At 32.4% G+C, this 21,136-nt stretch carries 4 protein-coding genes; 2 read left to right on the top strand and 2 right to left on the bottom strand.

Going from position 1 to position 21,136, the window contains the following annotated elements:
• Positions 1-125 precede the first annotated feature (125 nt).
• Positions 126-812, bottom strand: coding sequence for a hypothetical protein (locus ACW5R3_RS03905; protein ID WP_456578322.1), 687 nt, complete (start codon positions 810-812; stop codon positions 126-128).
• Positions 766-7,224: an AAA family ATPase gene (locus ACW5R3_RS03900; protein WP_456578321.1), complete on the bottom strand. Its 6,459-nt coding sequence runs from the start codon at positions 7,222-7,224 to the stop codon at positions 766-768. The genes ACW5R3_RS03905 and ACW5R3_RS03900 overlap by 47 nt, the downstream gene beginning before the upstream one ends.
• Before the next feature lie 801 nt (positions 7,225-8,025).
• On the opposite strand from ACW5R3_RS03900, the gene ACW5R3_RS03895 reads away from it, so the two are divergent.
• On the top strand, positions 8,026-10,677 hold the full coding sequence (locus ACW5R3_RS03895) for a T9SS type A sorting domain-containing protein (protein WP_456578320.1): 2,652 nt from the start codon (positions 8,026-8,028) through the stop codon (positions 10,675-10,677).
• A 13-nt stretch (positions 10,678-10,690) separates the two neighbouring features.
• Entirely contained in the window at positions 10,691-21,103 is a 10,413-nt protein-coding gene (locus tag ACW5R3_RS03890) for a SpvB/TcaC N-terminal domain-containing protein (protein ID WP_456578319.1), read from the top strand.
• The last annotated feature ends 33 nt before the right edge of the window (positions 21,104-21,136 follow it).

The raw sequence follows: 21,136 nt of genomic DNA, 5'->3' as shown, positions 1-21,136 counted from the left end.
CTCAAACTTGTTAAAAATCGAGTAATGGAAATAAATACAACTTAGCTAATAAGACTACTAGTACTTAAACCCTTTGAAATGACTCTTAAATAAGATATTAAACAGCCAAAATAACAAAGTAATAATCAACTAAAATTACTTAGTACGTTTTTCTTTAGCCTTAATAGTTCTTTCTTTTGTTCATCTATTTGCTCCATTAACTCATTAAACAAATTTTCTATTTTTTCTTTTTCTGTAACCTTCACTTCTTGCCCGTCGTGAAAAGAAATTATAATTTCATTTGTAGAGTTTAAATACTCTATAACACTCCTTTCGTCATCAGATAAAAACCCACCATGCTTTTCAATCCATTCTTTATCTTTTTCTAAAAGCTCTTCACTAATCATTGAAATTAATGATTTACGATATATTCTTTCAGAATTAGTTTTTACTATCCCCAAAAAGCTAAGCCAGCTTGAATTGCTGTTCTTTAATCCATTTCTTCTATCTAAAAACTTATGATTAATAAAGGGATGTTCGTTTTTTTTAAGTAACGAAATAACATCAATTATTGGTTTTAATTTTTCAGTAGGTTTTTCAATTGGTAGTCTTTCTCTTTTTTTCCATATTTCTAATATTATATCGCAACATTCTTTCTGCAGTTTGCTTTTCTCTTCTTTGAACTCACACTTATCAATATTATTCATTAATTCAGCTAGATAATGTGCCAACCATCTCGCTAAGGTATTTACTGAATAAACTAATTCTAATTCTTCAATTAGTTTTTTACCTAACTTTAAAATTTCTTCCTCTGAGTGTTTTGACTGTTCCATTCGCTTTTAATAAATAAATTTTAGTATGCTCCCAAGGCTGTTTCCTATTGTCGCTCCTATATTGACTTTCCTTAAGTTGTTTGGTTATTTGACACTTTAAAATCATATTCAAATTTATCTTTTTTAAAATTTTTAATATGAAATCAATATCAACTTTAAATATTTCTCCAGAACTTTCAATATTTTTAATATCTCGATATCTACTATCACTTGTTTCATCCCAGAATTCTAATGAAGATACTTGATTATCATCTAGCTGAGCCATCTTTAAATCATCACTAAATTCAATTTGGAAAGCCTGTTGAATATTTGTTCCAAAAGTGACGATACTCTTACCTATACTTTTCGCTAGAGAATCATGCTTGTCTAAGCCATCATATATCGTGTCATTAACTTTTAACCAACTTTTAAAGATGAAATCGTTATTCTTAACCTCAAAACGCTCTCCATCATTTTCTATTGGAAAAGCATAATCATGATGGTCTTCCGCACTCTGAAAAGCTCTTAATAAAGCTTCAGAACCTTTGACTGATACTAAAGCTGAACGAATATAGACGGTTTCACTATTATCACCAATATAACGTGTAAACCCAGCGTGAGGAATAATAAACCTTTCATTATAAAATTCTGAAAAACCTATTTCTTTATCGAACTTATCTTCATGTATTGTATCTCTCCATTCTTTATCAAATTTATCGTAATCATTTTTCCAAAACTTATCTAAAAGTGGTAATGGGTCTCTTAAATCTGAAGTCCAAAAATCATTCCAAGTGATAGCTTTAGATTTAAGCCAATAATCCCAAGAATCGTAATCATTGTCATCATCATAATAGCTTGCCAATTGAGGTTCTTTTTCTAACAAATCATTTGCAGCACAAAACATACCATGGTATTCAAAATAAGTATCTAAGCTTTCAACTTGTGGATTACTTCCATGTCGTTTATCCCTTAATCCCCAATCGTAATTTCGTGTGTAATCATCTTTATTTATATCTCCTGTATATCCCCATTTTTCAACAATATATTTATCAGCAATATCTGCAACATCATATTCTGAAAGATTAAAAATATCCCCAAGACGACTATACCAATAAGGTAAGACATCCATACTATCAAATTCAAACCTCCATTTTTTATCTAAACTTGAGTTATATCTTCTTTGCTTTCTTGAATATGATTCTTCTTTTACTTTATCAAATTTACTTACTAAAGCATTTTCAATTATTTCCCTTTCATCTTTATTATAAATCTTATCATTATATTTTAATAAATTCTGACAGGTTCTTTTAATAAAAAAATTAATTAACACATGTGGTAATTCTTCATTTTGAAGTTCTTTGATAAAAAGTTCTTTTAAATCCACAAGTTTTTCAGGTACTTCAGCACTTATTCTATCTATTGCAATCCAAAGATATAATTTTGAAGAAATCCAATAAAAAATGTATTCATCATTCTGAAATGGAATACAAGTGGTTTCATTTTGAGCTTTAACTAGATATTTAAGAACACTTCTATTACCAAGATTTACTAGATTCCTTATGCTATGAATAGCTTCCCATCTTAGCTCTTTATCTGGAAGCCCTAAATACAAACGTAAAATATTTGCAATAGCTTCGTCGGCATCTGATGGTGGAAGTAACTTATCAGTCCATAAGCCATCTCTAAAATCAAGCTTTATGTTTTTATTCCATCTTGTCAAAACCCAATTAAAAATTTCGGTATTATCTTCCCTAGTGAGTCTATGCTTAATTAAGAAAAATGTGCTATATATTGTTTCATCAGTCAATACTTCTATTTTTTCTGGTAAAATTTTAAGAATAATTTCTCCTAATTGAGTTCTGTTAAAATCAAACATTTTAGCAAACTCTATCAATTTACCGATACTTAAAGAATTTCCATAATCAAAGTTTTCAAACCATGTTAGAATAACATACCTAAATTTCTCTTTTTTCCATTGTTTTAAAGAAGGATAATAACTCCATTCTTCTAGCCGTTCTCTAATAGCGTCTTCAAATGAATAGAAACTCAAAAGCCCTGAGTCGATATCCACAATTGCATCCAATTGTTTTGAGTAATCTTTAGGTTGACAATTATTTTTTATCTCAGACAAAAAATTATCTATTTTCCATCTGTTAGAATAACTGTCATTATTTTCGATTATAGCGCTAATAGCTTTTTCTATATCTCTTGTAGAGTTTATATCAATATTATTAAGGTCAATTCCATGGATAAATTTGCCTTTATCAAAATCATTAGAATATATATTTTCCTTTTCTTTTTCAATTTTTTCCCTAAAACTGAGGTATGATTCTATTTTCTTGATTATTTGCTTTTCAACAAATGCACCAGACTTAATAGCATTATATATGTGATTAAGTGTGTGTGTATTTTTATTAAGTAAGCAATCTCTATAAATTATTTCAACAAATTTAGTTTTACCAATTAAGTCTCTTGATTGATCGTATTTAGTTAAAATCATATCATAAAGCTCAGTTGATTCGTCAGTATCATATTTATACTGATACATTGGAATAAGAGAACCCGCTACAGCATGATCAATCTTACCTTTCTTAAGAGAAAATTTCAAAATAGCAACAATATACTTAGACAAGTTAATGACACCTCTATGGTGCCATCTAGATGCCGTTGTGAACATTGAATTAAAATTTATATCCGCAATGCCAAACAAAGCATTCTCATAAGGAAAGTGCTTTTTTTCATAACCCTCTAACATGTAATCGCTATATTCTGTAAACCTAGCATATTCATGAGCAAGTTTAGGGTCTGTTTTTTCAAAACCTATCTTCGCTAAATCTGACAAACAACTGATTTTAGATAATGCTTCAAAATCAATTTCTTCTGTTGCATTTATAGCTTCATCAAAGTAGTACTTACCAGAATTAAAGTCTATTTTTCGGCTTAATAAAGCGCATTTTATATAACTTTCTATTCTTTGTGATGAAGGGTTAAAGCCATTTTTAATCAATTCTTCAATTTCACTTAGTATTTTGAGATTTTTACTCAAGAAAGCTTTTTCATGAATTGTTTCTTCAACAATCCAAAATCTCATTGCAATTTTACTAGCGTTACTATCTAAAGACTTAACAAGAAAATCTATTAAATCATTACGGTTAATTTTAACTGCGAAGTTGGCTAGAAGGCTGGCAAAATAATTTACTTTTTCTCTGTAACTATGTCCGCTTTCGTACCTAAAATTATAATCCCCAGAAAAAGACTTACAAATATTCCTAAACGTTACAGCTGCCTCTTCAACTGTTATTTTTTTAGAAACAAAATCTGTATTTAATTGAAAGATGGGTAAAATATGCTTATAAAAACTTGTTAACTCTTTTTTCTCTCTTTCTAACGAGTTTTTCTTTTCGTAATTTTCAATCTTATCAATTTCATTAAATTTATCAGGAAGCAAACTTTCGACTAACAATACCTTATCATCAAGAAATGCTTTTAAAGATTTAATCTTTAAAAATAGATTTATTTTGTCTGCATCATCATCATTACCATGTCTTCGATAAAAGCTAGGAATGTATTTTGGCAACTCTAATTTAATATGCTTCAGAATACCGTTTATCAAAGATTTATCGATATCATTAGATATTAATATTTCACAGAAATCGACCAATATTTGTCTGAATTTAATGTTGAATTTAATTGCTTTTCTAGATAGAATTTTTGCAATTTCACTAGCAATAAGTTTTAGTTCAAAATCTTGATGCATTCCAAATTTATAGTATTTAGCAATAACAAATATCTTGGCATCAATCCTTAGTTCTTCTATTTTAAACGATTTATCAATTTCTGTTTTATTACTAAATAAAAACAAACTCTCAATTAAATAATTTCCTGCAGATAACCTAACCTCTCTAGGTGTCCAACTATTAATTGAACTCAAGGCTTTATCCACACCTACTAATCTCAAAATTGCTTCTGTATAATAAGCTATGTCTTTACTTGAGATAGGATAATTATGTAAATCATCTTTTTTAACAGAGTCTCTTCTCCAGTTAAGCCATTCTTTAGCTGTTTTTAAATGCTTTGAAGCAGCTTTATGATTTTTTGAATTTTTTGAATACACACCTGCTAACTTCATATGAAATGAGCCAGCCCATGATTTTTCATCTGAATTGAGTTTTAGCTTATTAAGCGAAGTATCATCTCCAAATTCAGAGACTAAATCAGGATACTCAATTAATAAAGTAGTTAAGGCTTTCTCCTTTTTTGCTTCTTCAGCAGCTATAAATATGAGTTTAAAATAAGTTAAATTATCATCAGTATTATTAGCCACCTTCATTGCCAATCTTGTCCGGCTTATATAAGTTGCTCTATTTTTTATTGGGTCTTCTGGAAGTAATAGGAACTTTCTTTCTAGAACTATATCTTTTAATAATTGATACTGTTTTGACTGAAAAAGTAAGTTGCCCAAATTAACAGAAGCATAGGCATCACACTCTGCATTTTTGAGAAAAACATCAGTTATTTGAATTAACTTTTCTTGACTTAATGAATAATTATCTCTAATATAATTTTCAAAATCTTCATCTCTAAACTCAAAACTATCATTTTCAAAGACTAAGCCGCTCCATACTTCAGACCTTACATCTAACAGAAAATTTTGACTAACATTTAATATTTCTGATAAATAATTTATAGGTACAGGTCTTGGCAACCCAATTAAAAGGCTAAAAAAATCATCTATTATTATTTTCTCTTTATTAGACACCTTTTTTTTGGCTTCTTTAATTTTATCAAGAATAAGTAGCTCAACTGTTTTTCCGTTTGGCTTTAAAAAATTTATAACTTCTTTTATTCCGTTCTTTTTCAAATTGATTGAATAGAATTGAGCTCTTGGTATACCATAAGTGTATTTATGGAAATCTTTAACTTCTTGTTCTAAGATTTCAGGGAAATATGTTTTTGTAAATAGAGTAGTTTCTTTTAGACTAAACGGTTCTAACTCAATGTCAATGTAATCTTCTGGTAAATTAAGTGAATCTTTTCGATGTGTTCTAGTAGTCACAATTATGTTACAACCATAAGGAATATCCATATTTAAAACATCTTGAACAAAACTCTTTTCCCCATTATTACTAGCTCCTGTAATACTATTGTCTGCTGCATCAATAATGATAGTAAGAGTAGCGTTTACATCTCTTTGCTTTAGAATCTCTACTGCATGTAAAATCCTTTTTTTGAATTCTTTTACATAAAAATCATTTTCCTCTGGAAGATGTATTATTAAAAAATCTGTTCCAACCCTTCTAGCAATATCGTTAGAAATATGTAAAAGTGCGTTTTTGTGTAAATGTCTTTTATCTTCAGCATTTTGGTAAGAACCAGAACCATAGCAATCAAAGGTTATACACACGTTATTATCTGGTAAGTGTTTCTGTATTTGTTGGATTATAGTAGATTTTCCAATCCCAGCACCACCATGGATGCATATTGGAAGAAATTTCGTATTTGAAGCTATCCTAGAGTTTATTGACACCAATTGCTCTCTTAAAATACTATTTTTATTATCCTCCAAACTTTGAGAAATAGGAAATAAATTTTCAAAGCTACCATCATTAAAACCTAAATTTGCAATAACATCAGTTAGCGTAATTTTTCTTCTGTTTCTGGCTTCTGGCATCATTTTGCCAAACACCAAATCTCTTAACTGATTATATTGAAATTTTGAATTATGTGTTATTCTAGATATAGTTTTAAACTGTTGAGTTTTTAGAATTTGTCTTGAATCTACTCCACAATCACCGAAATCAAGAATCCTGATAAAATCGGTAAATTCTGCAGTTTTTAATCGCGAAGCTTTAAATAATTTTTTTAACGAATCATTATTCTTGGGAATCTCTTTAAGTACCGCATTAAAACTAACCTTTCCTTTCTTTTTGAGTAAATAAGTTTTAATATCATTAATAGACTTGAGGTGATTAGGATTAAAGTTTCTATTAGTTACTAATTTTATGCGTACTTTTTTTAAAACAGACTCTCTACCAAATTCACCTAAATAAATCTTAAATATATTCGCTAACCTATGAATTAAAGAACCATCAGTAGATTTACTTTTTTTTCCCCTATATAAATCGCCAAACGTATAATTCTTATTAATTTTAAGTGTACTATATTTTAGTTGTGAGATTATAACCTTTTCTGCTTCAATATAGTTATCTGCGCCATAATACTCACTTAAATCAACACCTAGCAAGTTTTTCCCTGTTGGGTCTAACTGTTCTGATTCTGATAATTCAACATTTTCAATGTTGATTGCTTTTATTCCAGAATCATCAAAGTTTAATAATTCTAAAGATTTCTTGATTGTCCAAAGAATATGAAAGTCATCTCCTGCACTAGATATATCTGCATCTTGTATGTGTTTAATTTTGTCTTTACTCATTTAACCTTATAATTATTGGATTAAATTAAGAATTTCAATAAGTCTTTCAATATAATAATGAAAATAAAAAAATAGTGCTATTTTATGTAAGAATGAAAAGTCACATAAGGACAACTAAAAAATACATTTCATATAAAACTACTTTTATTTTTTTAGATATATTCTGATCTCTATTTTAGTTTCTAAAACGTTAATCCACTTGAAACAGGCAACTCAGTTTCAGTTATTGCGAGCGCAGTTTTGTCTTTTTTTATAATAACCTAAAATGTATTTATATTAATTCCTTTTATAGCTTGTTTTAGTTTTACAACTTGTTGTGCATTAAACATGATTACTTCTTCTTGACTTGAATAACTCATAATAGTGCTTACAATTTTTAATTTTTTTCATGGTTTTGGGGTTATTTTGGTTAGAAATCCGTTAAATAAGATTTAATTTAACGTTTTGTTAGTTTCTTAAACTCTGTCATGTAAAAACTACGATGTTAAATATTGTGAATAAACTATAGTAAATACAAAGCCCATACCGTTCGGACAATTTATTGATTCAATAATAATTGTTTACATTCATTTTAGAACTTATAACTAAATGGATAATTTTTTAAGAGTCCTTCTTATGACTTTTAATGTTTCTTTTCCTTTAAACCTTCTCTAAATCCCGAAACCCGACATAACAACTAGGTATATTCATCTAATTATGAGAGGATTTCAGTTTACACCTAATCGAAAAATCGATTTTATTTTTGGTTTTTAACAAAAAATGTTCTTGCTTTAAAATCCCAAACTAACCAAAAACCTACTTATGAATACAAGATATCTACTCTCTGTATGCTTCTTTTTCATTCTATATTTTACCTCGGCTCAAAACTATCCAGGAGGTGTGACTGGTGCTGAAGCTTGGTATATCAGTAACTGGGATGATATAGGTACTAACATTTTTTTTAATTCTGCTCAAAATGATATTGAGATTTTAAGATGTGGTGAAACTGATAAAGCATTGTTTAATTTCAACCCTTCAATTACATCAGAAAAGCTCTGTTTAGAATATGTTGCTCCTTTAGAAAATACAACTGGAAGAAACTCCTTTTTTGTAGGTGAACCGTATGAGCCTGACCCAACTTTTTCTCATATAGGAACATTATGGCGAGAGGATTTAACAGCAGTTGCATTGACCGATTCCATCATAAGAAATTTTTTCGATTTCAATAGCAAAAACCTATTTACTAATGAAATTTACACTGATTATTCTAGTGATAAAAATGCCCATGTTAATTTTTACCACACTAGTAATTATAACATAGACAAAAAGTTTAAAAGCTTTGGCCAAGAAGGTGAAACCGTCTTTTACATAGGTAAAACGACACTTATAGATCCCGAAGAAACTTATGATGATGTTCATTTTAATGGGAATTTTCCAGAATTCCTATCCTTTCCAAGAGAATTGAGTTCCAACGAACGGATTCGAGTGGAAAGCTATTTAGCTTTAAAATATGGTTTAACACTTAATAAATCTACTTCATACTTAAGTTCTAACAATCTAGTATTTTGGAACAGCTCAAATAACAAAATATTCCCACATCGCATTTTTGGCTTTGGAAAAGATGATGTTTCTGGACTCAATCAATTACAAAGTGAGAGCACACATTTAAAAGAACATTTAGTTTCTGCTATTAAAGAAATTATGGAAACTAATATGGAAAAACAAGAATTAGTTAATATCCCAAACAATCATTTTCTGGTCTTTGGGGATAATGATGGTAAACCTGATTTTGTAAATAAAAATACAGATGGTATTAAATATTGGGGGAAAATATGGTTAGCCCAAAGAACTGGAAAAGATGTAGAAAAACTACCTATTCATTTCAAACTACACTTAACAACTGAATTAAGCGAATACCTTCATTCTAATCCTGACGAATCTCTTTGGCTGTTGCAGGACAAATTTATTTCAAATGATGAAGTTTCTGATTTTAATAATGATTATATTGAATATACGGAAGGTCAAATAGATTTTGAAAACAGTACAGCCTATTTTAAGGAAGTATTTTTTGATTCAAATAAAAATATATATGATCAATTTACTTTTGGAGTTGGCCCTCGAATGATAATACAAGCACAAGTAATAGGCTGTAAGGGTGATAATCTACAAGTAACTCTAGATATTACAGGTGGCAAACCTCCATACCAAATAGTCATTGATTCCTCACAAGGGACTATTGAAGATACAACAAACGATACTTTTTATACTTTTGATACGGTATCAGATATTACATACCATGTAACAGTCCAAGATGCCAATGGATTAGTAGTAGAATTAGACTTTACACCTGAACCATGGGACTTTTTACTTAATTTAGGACCAGATCAATTTTTAAGTGCTAATCAACCAGAGATTATTTTGAACGCTGGACAAGGAATTCCTGATCCCGATGCAACTTATGAATGGTTTTTAGATGGTGTTTTACTACCTGACAATGAAAGTACTTTAACAGTTAGTGAGCCTGGCACTTATGAGGTTATAGTAACGAGTACCGATCAATCCTGTAGTGTTTCTGATGAAATAACCATAAGAAACGAAGGTTTTAATATAGTTTTATCAACAATTAACGGCTGTGATGAAGAACACAACGCCCTTACCATAACTATTAATGGAGGAGTCTCTCCTTTTGCCACAAATCTAGAGGGTATAAACGGTACTGTTAATTACGCACATAGTGGAACAACAACCATTACAGATTTAATGTATGGTACGTACATCATTACAGTAACAGATAGTGTTGGAGATGAGTATCAAGATACTTTTGAATTTATTCAACCAATATTTGAATTGGATTTACTCTCACAATTGCAGGCTATATGTAATACATGTGTAATCCAATATCCAAATTTTGAATACCCACTATTTAGTACTACTCAAAGTTTTTCATTGGATGCATCATCACTAATCACAAGTCAAAATGCAGTTTATAAATGGTACCTAAATAATGTTTTAATTTCTGAAGATCCCATTCTATTTTTTAACAATTTAGACGACTATTGCTATGAAAATCCTAGTCCAGAAGGTTGGCCATTAATTACCGTCGATGTAGTAGATGCCATTGCAAATTGCTATGCTACGGAATCTTTTTACATTAAAGGGACTTGTCCGAAAGACGATTCTAACCCACAAAATATAGCTTCAACAAATACTTCTGATGATCTGTCTTTAAATACTAAAGTGTACCCAAACCCTTCAGAAAATAATACGTTTTTCACTTATGAAGTTTCTGCTACCGAGCCCTTTAACGGAACCGTTGAAGTTTTTACACTCACTGGAGCACAGTTAATTAAAATTGAAGTTTATGGAGATTCAAATTATTCACTCCCATTCAGCCTCCAATCATCAGGAGTGTACCTCATAAGAACGACTACGTCCTTAGGAATAGTAAAAACGAATAGAGTAATCATAAAATAACCTGCTATTTATTATGACCACAAACTTTTTTAAAACCATAAGAAATTCAAATTTTACTGTATCCCTCTTATCATGTCTATTAAGCAATATAATAGTATTTGGACAGCCAATTGAACAAATAACTAATAGAGTTAATCAATTAGAAGCTTTAAGATTTTCAAATTATGTCTATACTAACAGCTATAAAAATCATAATATTTCTGAAAATGATAAGTCCATTACCAAAAGTGAAGAAAAAACAATCAAAGAGAGCAAATCTAATACCTTCCATGCAATAGAAGAGCAAGGGGTAATAGGAACGTTTTCATCAACTGAAAAAGAAAACCCTCGAGATAATTTTTTCACAGTTATGCTTCCTGAAAATCTAGATATCAATAATCATGCTATATTACTAAAATATAGCCTATACGGTATAGAGCAGGCAGATCAAACCACCAAAAGTATTAACAATAGTCCATCTTTTGGTGGTCAATCCATAAAAACAAATGATAAGTGGAATAAAGTAAGTGAATATCTCCCTGCACACTATATTAAATCTGGGAAAAATGAGATTTTTTTTAATAGATGGAGTGACTTAAATTACCAGTATAAAATTAAAGATGTTTCTATAGAACTTGTAAAAAAAACTGCTGAACAAATTTTATTAAGTCAAGATAAACTAACCAATTTCAATGGCAAAGTACATCTTTTAGGTTATACTAGTGAAGACATTAGTGCCATTCAATTTAAAAATCTAACCATTCAAATTAAAGATGGAATCTTTGAACATGTTTTAGAAGGTGTTTCAAAAAAGACAAAGAATATAGTATTAACTTTTGGAGCAAAACATGGTAATTTCATAGATAAAGAGTTTGAAGTTGAATATAAAACAGAAAATTTAAGCTATCAATTTGAGGAATTTTATTTTGATGAAAATGATTCTGGTTTCAAAAAAGACGCTTTAAAGATTGTTAAATTAGATTCTTTAGGAAATATATCAGATTATACATCACAAATTAATGGCTTTAAAATTAGTGGTATCCATTTCAAAGAATTTATACCTTTAAATTCAGATATTGAAAATGTGACCGCTGGACATTTTTTAGGATATAGAACTAATACATCAAACTTAAAAGACAGTACATCTTTAAAATTATATTTAGAATATGACCCATCTAAAATACCTGATGGCTATAGCGACAAAGATGTCCGAACATTCTCATTTGACAAGAACAAGAGAGAATGGGTTACTCTTCCTGTTGATAGTTTAGATTTTAATAATAAGGTTATAATTTCTGATTACAACGGTGATACCGATTATGTTAATGGAGTAATTAAAGTGCCTGAAATGGCTGAAACAGCAAGCTTTACTCCCACAACTATAACTGACATGAAGTATGCAGATCCAGCTTCAGGAGTTGTTAGCATTTCTCCACCTAGCCCAAATTATACGGGTGCAGCTACTACAAGTTTTCCAATAAAGTTACCAACAGGACGTAATGGTATCATGCCAAGCTTAAGTGTAAATTATTCTAATGAAGGTGGCAACGGTTGGATGGGTCTGGGTTGGGACTTGCAGTTACCTGCCATCACATTAGACACACGCTGGGGAGTACCTCGATTTAATTCTACTGATGAAAGTGAAATTTACCAATTGAATGGGGAAACTATGGTCTTTGATGAAAATGGGGAATATACCAATCCACATCGTCATACATCTGACATTATTCGAAATACGTCTGGAAATAAGACCTTTTACCTCAGAAAAGAAGGTAGCTACCAAAAAATAGTAAGATATGGAAACTCCCCTCAAAATTATAGATGGATTGTTTGGGATAAATATGGCAACAAAAGTTTATATGGAGGACACTCTGGTGCTGTAATAGAGAATGCAATTGTAAGAGATGAGCAGAACAATATAACACATTGGGCATTACACAGAACTTATGATACATTTGGAAATTATGTAAATTATAATTATTCAAAAGGCACGTTGGATGTTAATGGGGTTAATACACAGTATTTCTATCCAAATTGGATTCAATACACTCATAATATAAACTCTCCAGTTTCAAATTTCTATGAAGTGAAGTTTATCAGAAATAACGAAGGAACAGAGACTATTCGAGAAGATATTTCTCTAAATGCAAGAACAGGAACTTTAATGTCCACTAGTGATCTATTGACCAAGATTTTGGTAAGATATAAAGACGGTAGCCAATGGAATACTGTTCGAAGTTACGAGTTTGAATACGATGAATCTCCTTTCAAAAAAATGCAATTGAATAAAATATCAGAACTTGATACAGATGGAAATCTATTTTATAGCAATACCATGGAGTATTATGATGATATTGGAGCAAACCCGTTGGTCAATAATAACTCAATTTCATGGAATGGGACTTCCCATGCGATGGGATCACCTCTTTTAGATTTGGCACCTAGCAATACGGCTTTACCAAATGGATCTGCATTGGGAACAAGTACTACAAGCGGTTTTTCAGCTGGTTTAAGATTTGGAGTAGGTCTAGGTACAGGTATTACTAGTGTTAATAATACTATAGGTGGTTCATACAACTATAGTCAAGCTAAAGAAAAAACAAGAATTAGCTTTATGGACATTAATGGTGATGGATTACCAGATAAAGTATACAAACCCAATACAGGTGGCTTATTATACTTACCAAATTTAGGTTTTAATAATGGAGAGGGCAGTTTTGGGTCGCCACTTTCTGTAGAGTGGAGCAATCTTGACGAAACCAAATCAAAAACAAATACAACTGGAGTTGATGCCAATCTTTTCGGTCTCGTTGGTGCTGGTAAAAGTTGGAGTAAAACACGAACGACTACCGATGGGTATTTTACTGATTTTAATGGAGATGGATTACCTGACATAATATCTGAAGGATCTGTCAGGTTTAATACAACGACGGCTTGGTCAACACCTTCAAATACATCTTTTAATACAGTTGTAGATTATACACCTAACCCAATTATACCAGGAGCATTAAATTCATCATTGATTAATAATCTTGATTTAGAAACAAAAGATCAGCTTAGAGAAGAGCATTCACAGTTCGATCATGTAAAAGTTTGGGAAGCACCTTACAGTGGAAATTTAAATATTCAAGGAGTTGCTAAATTAATAGCTAAAAACAATTGTGGAAATTCAAGTGAACCTAATCAATTCAAACTAACTATTGAGCGTGCCACAAATGGACAAAGCTCAGGAGTAGCAAGCCAAATTTCAAATGGCACCTTAACTAATGTCAATCAAACAGTTTCACTTAATGTCTCCCAAAGTAATGTTACAAAAGGAGATTTGTTCTTCTTCAGGGTTCACAACAATGTTTATGGCTGTGGTGGTGAAGTAGAATGGAATCCAATAATCACCTTTACTTCATCCTCTAACATTCCCAATACTACCAGTGAGCATGGTAAACAATTTAGGGTTTTCAATGCAGAAGATGACTATATGATGAACAATGGAGGTAACTGGACTCCAGATAAGGAGGATAATAGTGTAGCCATCAACTGGAATTTATCAAATTTTAATCAATATCAATTTTCCGATGATGTTCATTTCAGAATAGAGAAAACAAGGACTCAACATAACAATGACCCCAGTGATGATAATTATGGTGAGATTGTTGGAACACCTCTAACTTGGACTTGGAGCAAAACCTTTAACCACCAAAATGGAAATATTTCTACTTCAAGCTTACCATCAGGGTTTTACAGTACATCCAATCAGTTTGTTAATGGGAGTTTGTATAGCTATGAATACCGTTTTTATGTTGAAAGCGATTCGAATGTGCAATGGGATGAGATAAATTGGCAACCAATCATTACTGGCAGTTCATCAGGTCAACACTATGCACCTAATAACTGCATAGCATATGACAGCAATGTTAACCAAAGCAATTACAAACTTTATGGCAATAGTTTACCAACCCCAAATATTGATACTAATATTCCCAATGATGGGGATAACCCCTTGCTTAAGATAAGCCATAATATGTTTGGTATTGACTTTAGCCAGTTTATTGTGGGTATTGGTGATGAACAATTTCCAATAAAAATTAATTGGATTGTAAAAGAAGAGATTAACTCCGTTTCAAGAGTGTTGCATAAGCGCACTTTTTATCTGCACAAAAACAATTGTTATGATCCTCCGTTTGGGCAAACAGATTTTTGTACTTATACTTATAGAACTTCCAGCTCACCAACCAGTTCAGAAATAAATTCGTCAAATTCTTATTACGACCCCTACTTTAAGTTTGACCTTTCCAAAGAGAAAGTACAGGAAATCAAAAATGGTTCAGGAGAAATATACGCCTCTTTTTATTTAGAATATCCTGAATTTGGACAAAGCAACAACTCAGACATTAGTATAGCTTTACACCCTAATGAAAATACAAATTATTCATTTAACACACAAACCTTGGACAGTCCTTTTATGGCAAAGCAACCTGCGTTTTACGGATGGACTTATCGTGGTTGGGGACAGTTTTTATATAATGGTGGGCTAAAATATCAATATGATAATGAAGGTAATATTATACCAAATATACCTCCTACTCCGTTTGATGGAAATATTGACATGTCTATTTTTGATTTTGAAACCAATCCTGAAGATATACAAAATGATATAAATAATGCTGACCCAGATAACATGGAACTAAATGATGTAGCTATTCGCTATACTTTTTATACTCAAGATAATGAGATGGAAAGCTATAAAAATGTAGCAATTAAAAACAACGTTGATATTCCAGCTAGATATGGATACAATTCTAATAGTCAATTAACTACATTATTGGGACGTTTTGCAGAACATAATATTTATGATTTGTGGACCGACCCTCAAACATTAATCAATGGTAGTGCTTTCGTCAGCCTAAAACAGCGTTCAATATCTAAAGGCAAAGCAACATCAGGGAATCTTGGTATTGGACCAGCTGGTGCCTCAGGAACTATAAGCGAGGCGTCCTCAAAAGTATTAAACCAATATTTAGATATTAATGGAGATCGCTATCCAGATATTGTTACAGACGGCAATATACAGTTCACTGATATGCAAGGAGGATTATCTAACTTAACAATAGGAAATAATTTTGTATCTGGAGGTAAAAGTAAAGATGATACCATTGGTGTAACTGTTTCAGGTGCTTCACCAAATTCTACTGCATCAGATAATATGAAGACCATTACCCCAACTAAAACCAATGTCAATTCTGGGATAAATACAAGTAGTGGAAATTCCTATGATAGTAAACAATGGTATGATATTAATGGAGATGGACTTTCAGATCGAATTACTATTTACAAACATGAAATCAGGGCACAACTTAATACAGGCTATGGATTTAGCAATGAAATTATTTGGGGCTCTGGGTATACTGACTTGTATGTTAGCACTCGAAATAACTCTGGTGTGGGTGGAGGAATAAGCGGTGCTTCATGGGCTGTTGGTTTTGGTGCAGCAGAAAGCACAGCTAACCTTAATGCGGCATTAATTGATGTAAACAGTGATGGTTTACCAGATCTTGTTGAAAAATCAGGTTCTGTGTATAAATTCTACTTAAATACTGGTGTCGGTTTTGAACCTACTGCTCAACAAGTTTTTTACAGTGGTTTAATAGATCAAGATTCCTCATTTAGTGGTAACGTCTTTGGAACAGGAACTTATGGATTTACTATTCCTCTCTGGGTTTTGATAATTAAATTTACTTTTACACCATCAGTAGGCGTCAATGCTGGAATTAACGAAAAAAGAATTTCTGTCCAAGACATAGATGGAGATGGTCTACCTGATGTTTTAGAAAAAGGAAGTGACAATGGAGATATTTCAGCACGATTAAACAAAGTAGGCAGAACAAATTTCCTGAAAACCGTCAACACACCTTTAGGTGGTAGTTGGACTATTGATTACAACCGTGAGGGAAACACGTATAATATGCCACAAAATAAATGGGTTCTTAATAGTATTACGACGCATGATGGTTTTACAGCAGATAATAATTATGGCCCTAGTGAAACACTAACAAGTATAACTTACGAAAACCCAAAACATGACCGTAGGGAACGTGAGTTTTTAGGTTTTGAACGAGTTAAAGTGAATCAGCTAGACCTAGCAAACAATGAAGATATCTATCGCTACACACTTACTGAATATCATAATAACAATGTATATTTAAAAGGACTTGTTAAACGTACTGGTCTATATGATTCGAGTGATAATTTACTTAATGAGAGTACAACATTATACAACATAATGGATCCAGAGAATCCACAAGTAAACTTGAATAGTAACGAAAGTACAGATTTTTTACAATCAGGATTAACCGAAGATCATTTGGACAAATCGCGTCTTTTCGTAGCTCCTGTAAAAACCATAAGTACAACTTATGAAAATGGTGAAGGCTTAAGTTTAGAACAGCAGTTTACTGCTTATGATGAGCACGGAAATTTATTATCTTATAAAAACCCTGGTGATACATATTCCTCAACTTTAGGAAATGATGCTTATCGAACAGAATTGCAATATTATGACTATATACCAACCATGTACAATAGCAATAGTACTGGCTACGTAAAAAACATTAAAGTGATACGCCAAAGCGATGGACAGCTATTACGTAAACGTCATGCAGAATATACAAATCAAGGGAAAATAAATAAAGTTACAACCAGCCTTAATAATTCTGAATCAAACGAGATTGTATTGGACTATGACGTATATGGTAATCTTATTAAGTCAACATTAATGAACGGTTTTATTACAAACATCATTTACGACACTAAAGTCCATACCTATCCTATTGAAGTTTCCAACTCATTTAACGAGGTATCCAATAGTGAGTATAACTATTTATTTGGTGTACCTATATTGGCTACTGACATCAACGGACAGCAAATGCGAACACGTATTGACAATAGAGGGCGTTTGGTGGAAATAACAGCTCCTAATGAAATGCAGACTAATATTCCAATTGCAGACCAATGGACCATTCGCATGCAGTATCAAGGTGAAAGCACCTCACCTCCTACTTTCAACGGAAATAACTATGTATTGCCTGCTGTTGGCAACTTTCAAGCAATTAATCCTGGTTCAACACCACCTACTTCTTCTAAACATCATGCTGTTACTAGGCACCATGTTGAAGGCGCCCAAGGCGACCAACTATTAACAGTGAGTTTAGTAGATGGTTTTGGTCAAGCCATACAGCTTAAAAAAACCTTGTTTGTTAATGACAATGGTAGCAATCAATTAAAATGGCTCATTAGCGGAAAGGAAACAAAAGATGCCTTTGGCCGTGTTATAGAGGCGCGTTTACCAACCATACAAACTGGTTACCCTACCAACCCAAATAGCTTGCCTACTTCGACATTTAATTATTTGACAGGACAAAATACCATTCCACCAACACTCATGTCTTATGATGTTAGAGATAGGGTAATCAGTGCCACCCAACCTGGGGAAGGTTCGTCTACTACATCAGATTTTAGTATTTCAGATGGCTTGTTTTTAACAACGACTACTAATGAGCTCAATCAAACATTCGAAACCTATACAGATGTAAGAGGAAGACAACGTAAAACCATTCAAAATGGCGAGTTAACCACACAGTTTTATTACAATGCCATAGGCGAAAAAATAAAAGTGAAGAACCAACAAGGTTATGACACTTTCTACAAATACGATTTGGCAGGAAGAAGAATTGAAGAAAGACATCCTGATAGAGGCTTAACTTGGTTCGTGTATGACACGTCTGGAAACCTGATAAAAAGACTGACATCCAATTTATTGGCCAATGGCCAACAACAGGCTATTACTTATAGCTATGATTACAACCGTTTGATGAAAATTGAGTATCCACAAAACCTGGAAAATACTGTAAAATATTCCTATGGAGCACCAAATAATTCTCAAGCAATGGCTTTAAATGCTGTAGGAAGACTTATGACACAAAAAGATGCATCTGGTGTTCAAGGCTTTGGATATGACAATTTAGGAAATTTAAATAGTCATTTAAGAGGTGTTGCCGTTGCAGGACGCCATACCTTTTGGTTTCACACACAATGGCAGTATGACAGCCACAACCGTGTAAAACAAATAACATACCCTGATGAGGAAATTGTAAACTATAATTACAACATAGGTGGCACATTAAATAGTATAACACGTACCATACCTAATGTGGTTACAAACGACCCTATTGTAAGTAGTATTAAGTACAATGATTTAGGAGAACGTACAGAAATTGCCTATGGCAACGGAACTAGTACAAATTACACTTATGATAACCGTAGGCGCTTACAAGATTTAAGTCACCAATTTAGCGGGTTTGATATTACTAATAGATATAGCTACGATGCTTTAAGTAATATTACCAATGTTAACACGCAAAACCCAACAAACAGTATCCCTAGTTCTGGGCAATTGGGAGGGCCTGTGAGCCACATATATAAATATGACAACTTCAATAGATTAATTTATGCTGAAGGTTATTACACAGGGCCAAACGACCTAACCACACCCTTATTGGCTCAAAATTATAGTTTAGAAATGACTTATGATTTAGCCCATAACATCACCAGTAAAACCCAAACCCACATACAAGGGGAAGTGGACAGTCATGGAAGCCCTATTGCTAATCCAGAAACCATGGTTAAAACCAACTACCATTTGGACTATGGTAACTATGCCGAAGGCGTTTATATATCTCAAGGAGAAAATGATGAATATGGGTATGTGCAACCACATGCGCCTCGTGAAATTATAGAAACACCTGATAATAGTGGTATTCAAGATACCGACCCACGTTACAAAAAGAAAACGATTGATTATGATGCAAATGGCAACCAATTAGCCATAAAACAGGTTATTTTTGAAGGAGACCAAGCGCCAGCTTACCAAGGCATTGTAGAACCCGATACCATAACTCTACGCAAAAACCTATGGGATGAAGAAGACAGGCTCCGTGCCGTAAACCTAAACCCAGACGATACCAACGCACACCCTATAGCGGTGTACACCTACGATGCCGGAGGGCAACGTGTGGTTAGATATATTCCTGGCAGATTAGATGCTAGAAGCAATGCCACCATGGCATCTAAAAACGAACGTGATGAAGTTATTTTATATCCAAGCCCCATGATAACCGCTAAAGCGTTGAGCAAGCCAGGAAATGCACCTAAAGCTGGCGATTTAGTAAGTAGTTATACCAAACACTATTATATAGGTAGCGAACGGGTAAGTAGCACATTAGGTACTGTACGCGATTTAGGCCTGTTCCTCGAGCCTTTAATTGACATGTTTCCAAACATACGCCCTCTAGCAGATGAAACCGTACAGGAAGCCAATACAGGCTTAACCAACACTTATACAACCATGGAACAAAGCATTAACCTAAATGCCCCAGTTATTGAAGGCACCATAAAAGAATTTAAACACAAACCAGATGCGTATGACGTTTATTGGTACCATAGTGACCATCTAGGAAGTTCTTCTTATATTAGTAATATGAATGGAACCGTGTCTCAACATATGGAGTATTTACCTTTTGGTGAATTGTTGGTGGACGAGCATTTAAATAGTTACAACACACCGTTTAAATTTAACGGCAAGGAACTGGATGAGGAGACAAGGAACTATTATTATGGCGCACGCTATTACGACCCAAAAACCAGTATTTGGTTGAGTGTGGATCCATTAGCGGAACAGATGCCAGAATGGTCGAGTTACAATTATACTTTTAGTAATCCTATTAAATATACAGATCCTACTGGGATGGCTCCAGAAATAATAGATGATTGGATTTATGATGTCAAAAACAAAAAATATATTTGGGATGGAAATGTTAATAAACCTAAAGACACTCCTGAAGGTTATGATTATGTAGGTCGTTCAATAAATGATGTTAAAAATCATTACAACTCCAATGTTAGAACAACATCAAGAGATAACTTTTTTGGAGAGCCTGAATTTGGAGAAAATAGAACACCTTGGCCTGGAGAAATTACAGCTTACAGACCAAGTCCTGCTGAAAAATTAAAAGATTTTGGAATTGAAAATAACATCCCTTTTACCGAAAGCTCATATGAGATAGCTGATGATGTTACAGTTTTCTTAACCAGTTTTGCTTTGTTGAATCCGAAAAATCATCCTATTCATTTAGACGGATCTAATGCCAACAGAGGAAGTTCTGAACATATTTCCTCAGGTATAAATGGATATTTAACAATTTTACCAATGCCTAAATTTAACATTCGAGGTTTCAACATGGGAGAATTAAATAAATTCTTTAAAGGAACTTTATTTAATCAGCTCTCTCCCAAAATTAAGGGAACCACTTTAAAAATGTTTAATTACATAATGAAAAAAACAGTAACTCCTAAAAATATTATTAAAAAAACAAAGTCTAATCTTGAACAAGGATAGTTATGGTAATTCTATTATTTCAAATAACTGGAG

It is taken from the genome of Algorimicrobium bowmanii, from assembly GCF_054031195.1.
The sequence above is the reverse complement of the archived record's forward strand: the minus strand, read 5'-3'. Positions and strand labels throughout refer to the sequence as shown.

Coding starts and splice junctions, on each gene's coding strand:
- ACW5R3_RS03900 (WP_456578321.1), bottom strand. CDS start 7,224: ATGAGTAAAGACAAAATTAAACACATACAAGATGCAGATATATCTAGT.
- ACW5R3_RS03895 (WP_456578320.1), top strand. CDS start 8,026: ATGAATACAAGATATCTACTCTCTGTATGCTTCTTTTTCATTCTATAT.
- ACW5R3_RS03890 (WP_456578319.1), top strand. CDS start 10,691: ATGACCACAAACTTTTTTAAAACCATAAGAAATTCAAATTTTACTGTA.
- ACW5R3_RS03905 (WP_456578322.1), bottom strand. CDS start 812: ATGGAACAGTCAAAACACTCAGAGGAAGAAATTTTAAAGTTAGGTAAA.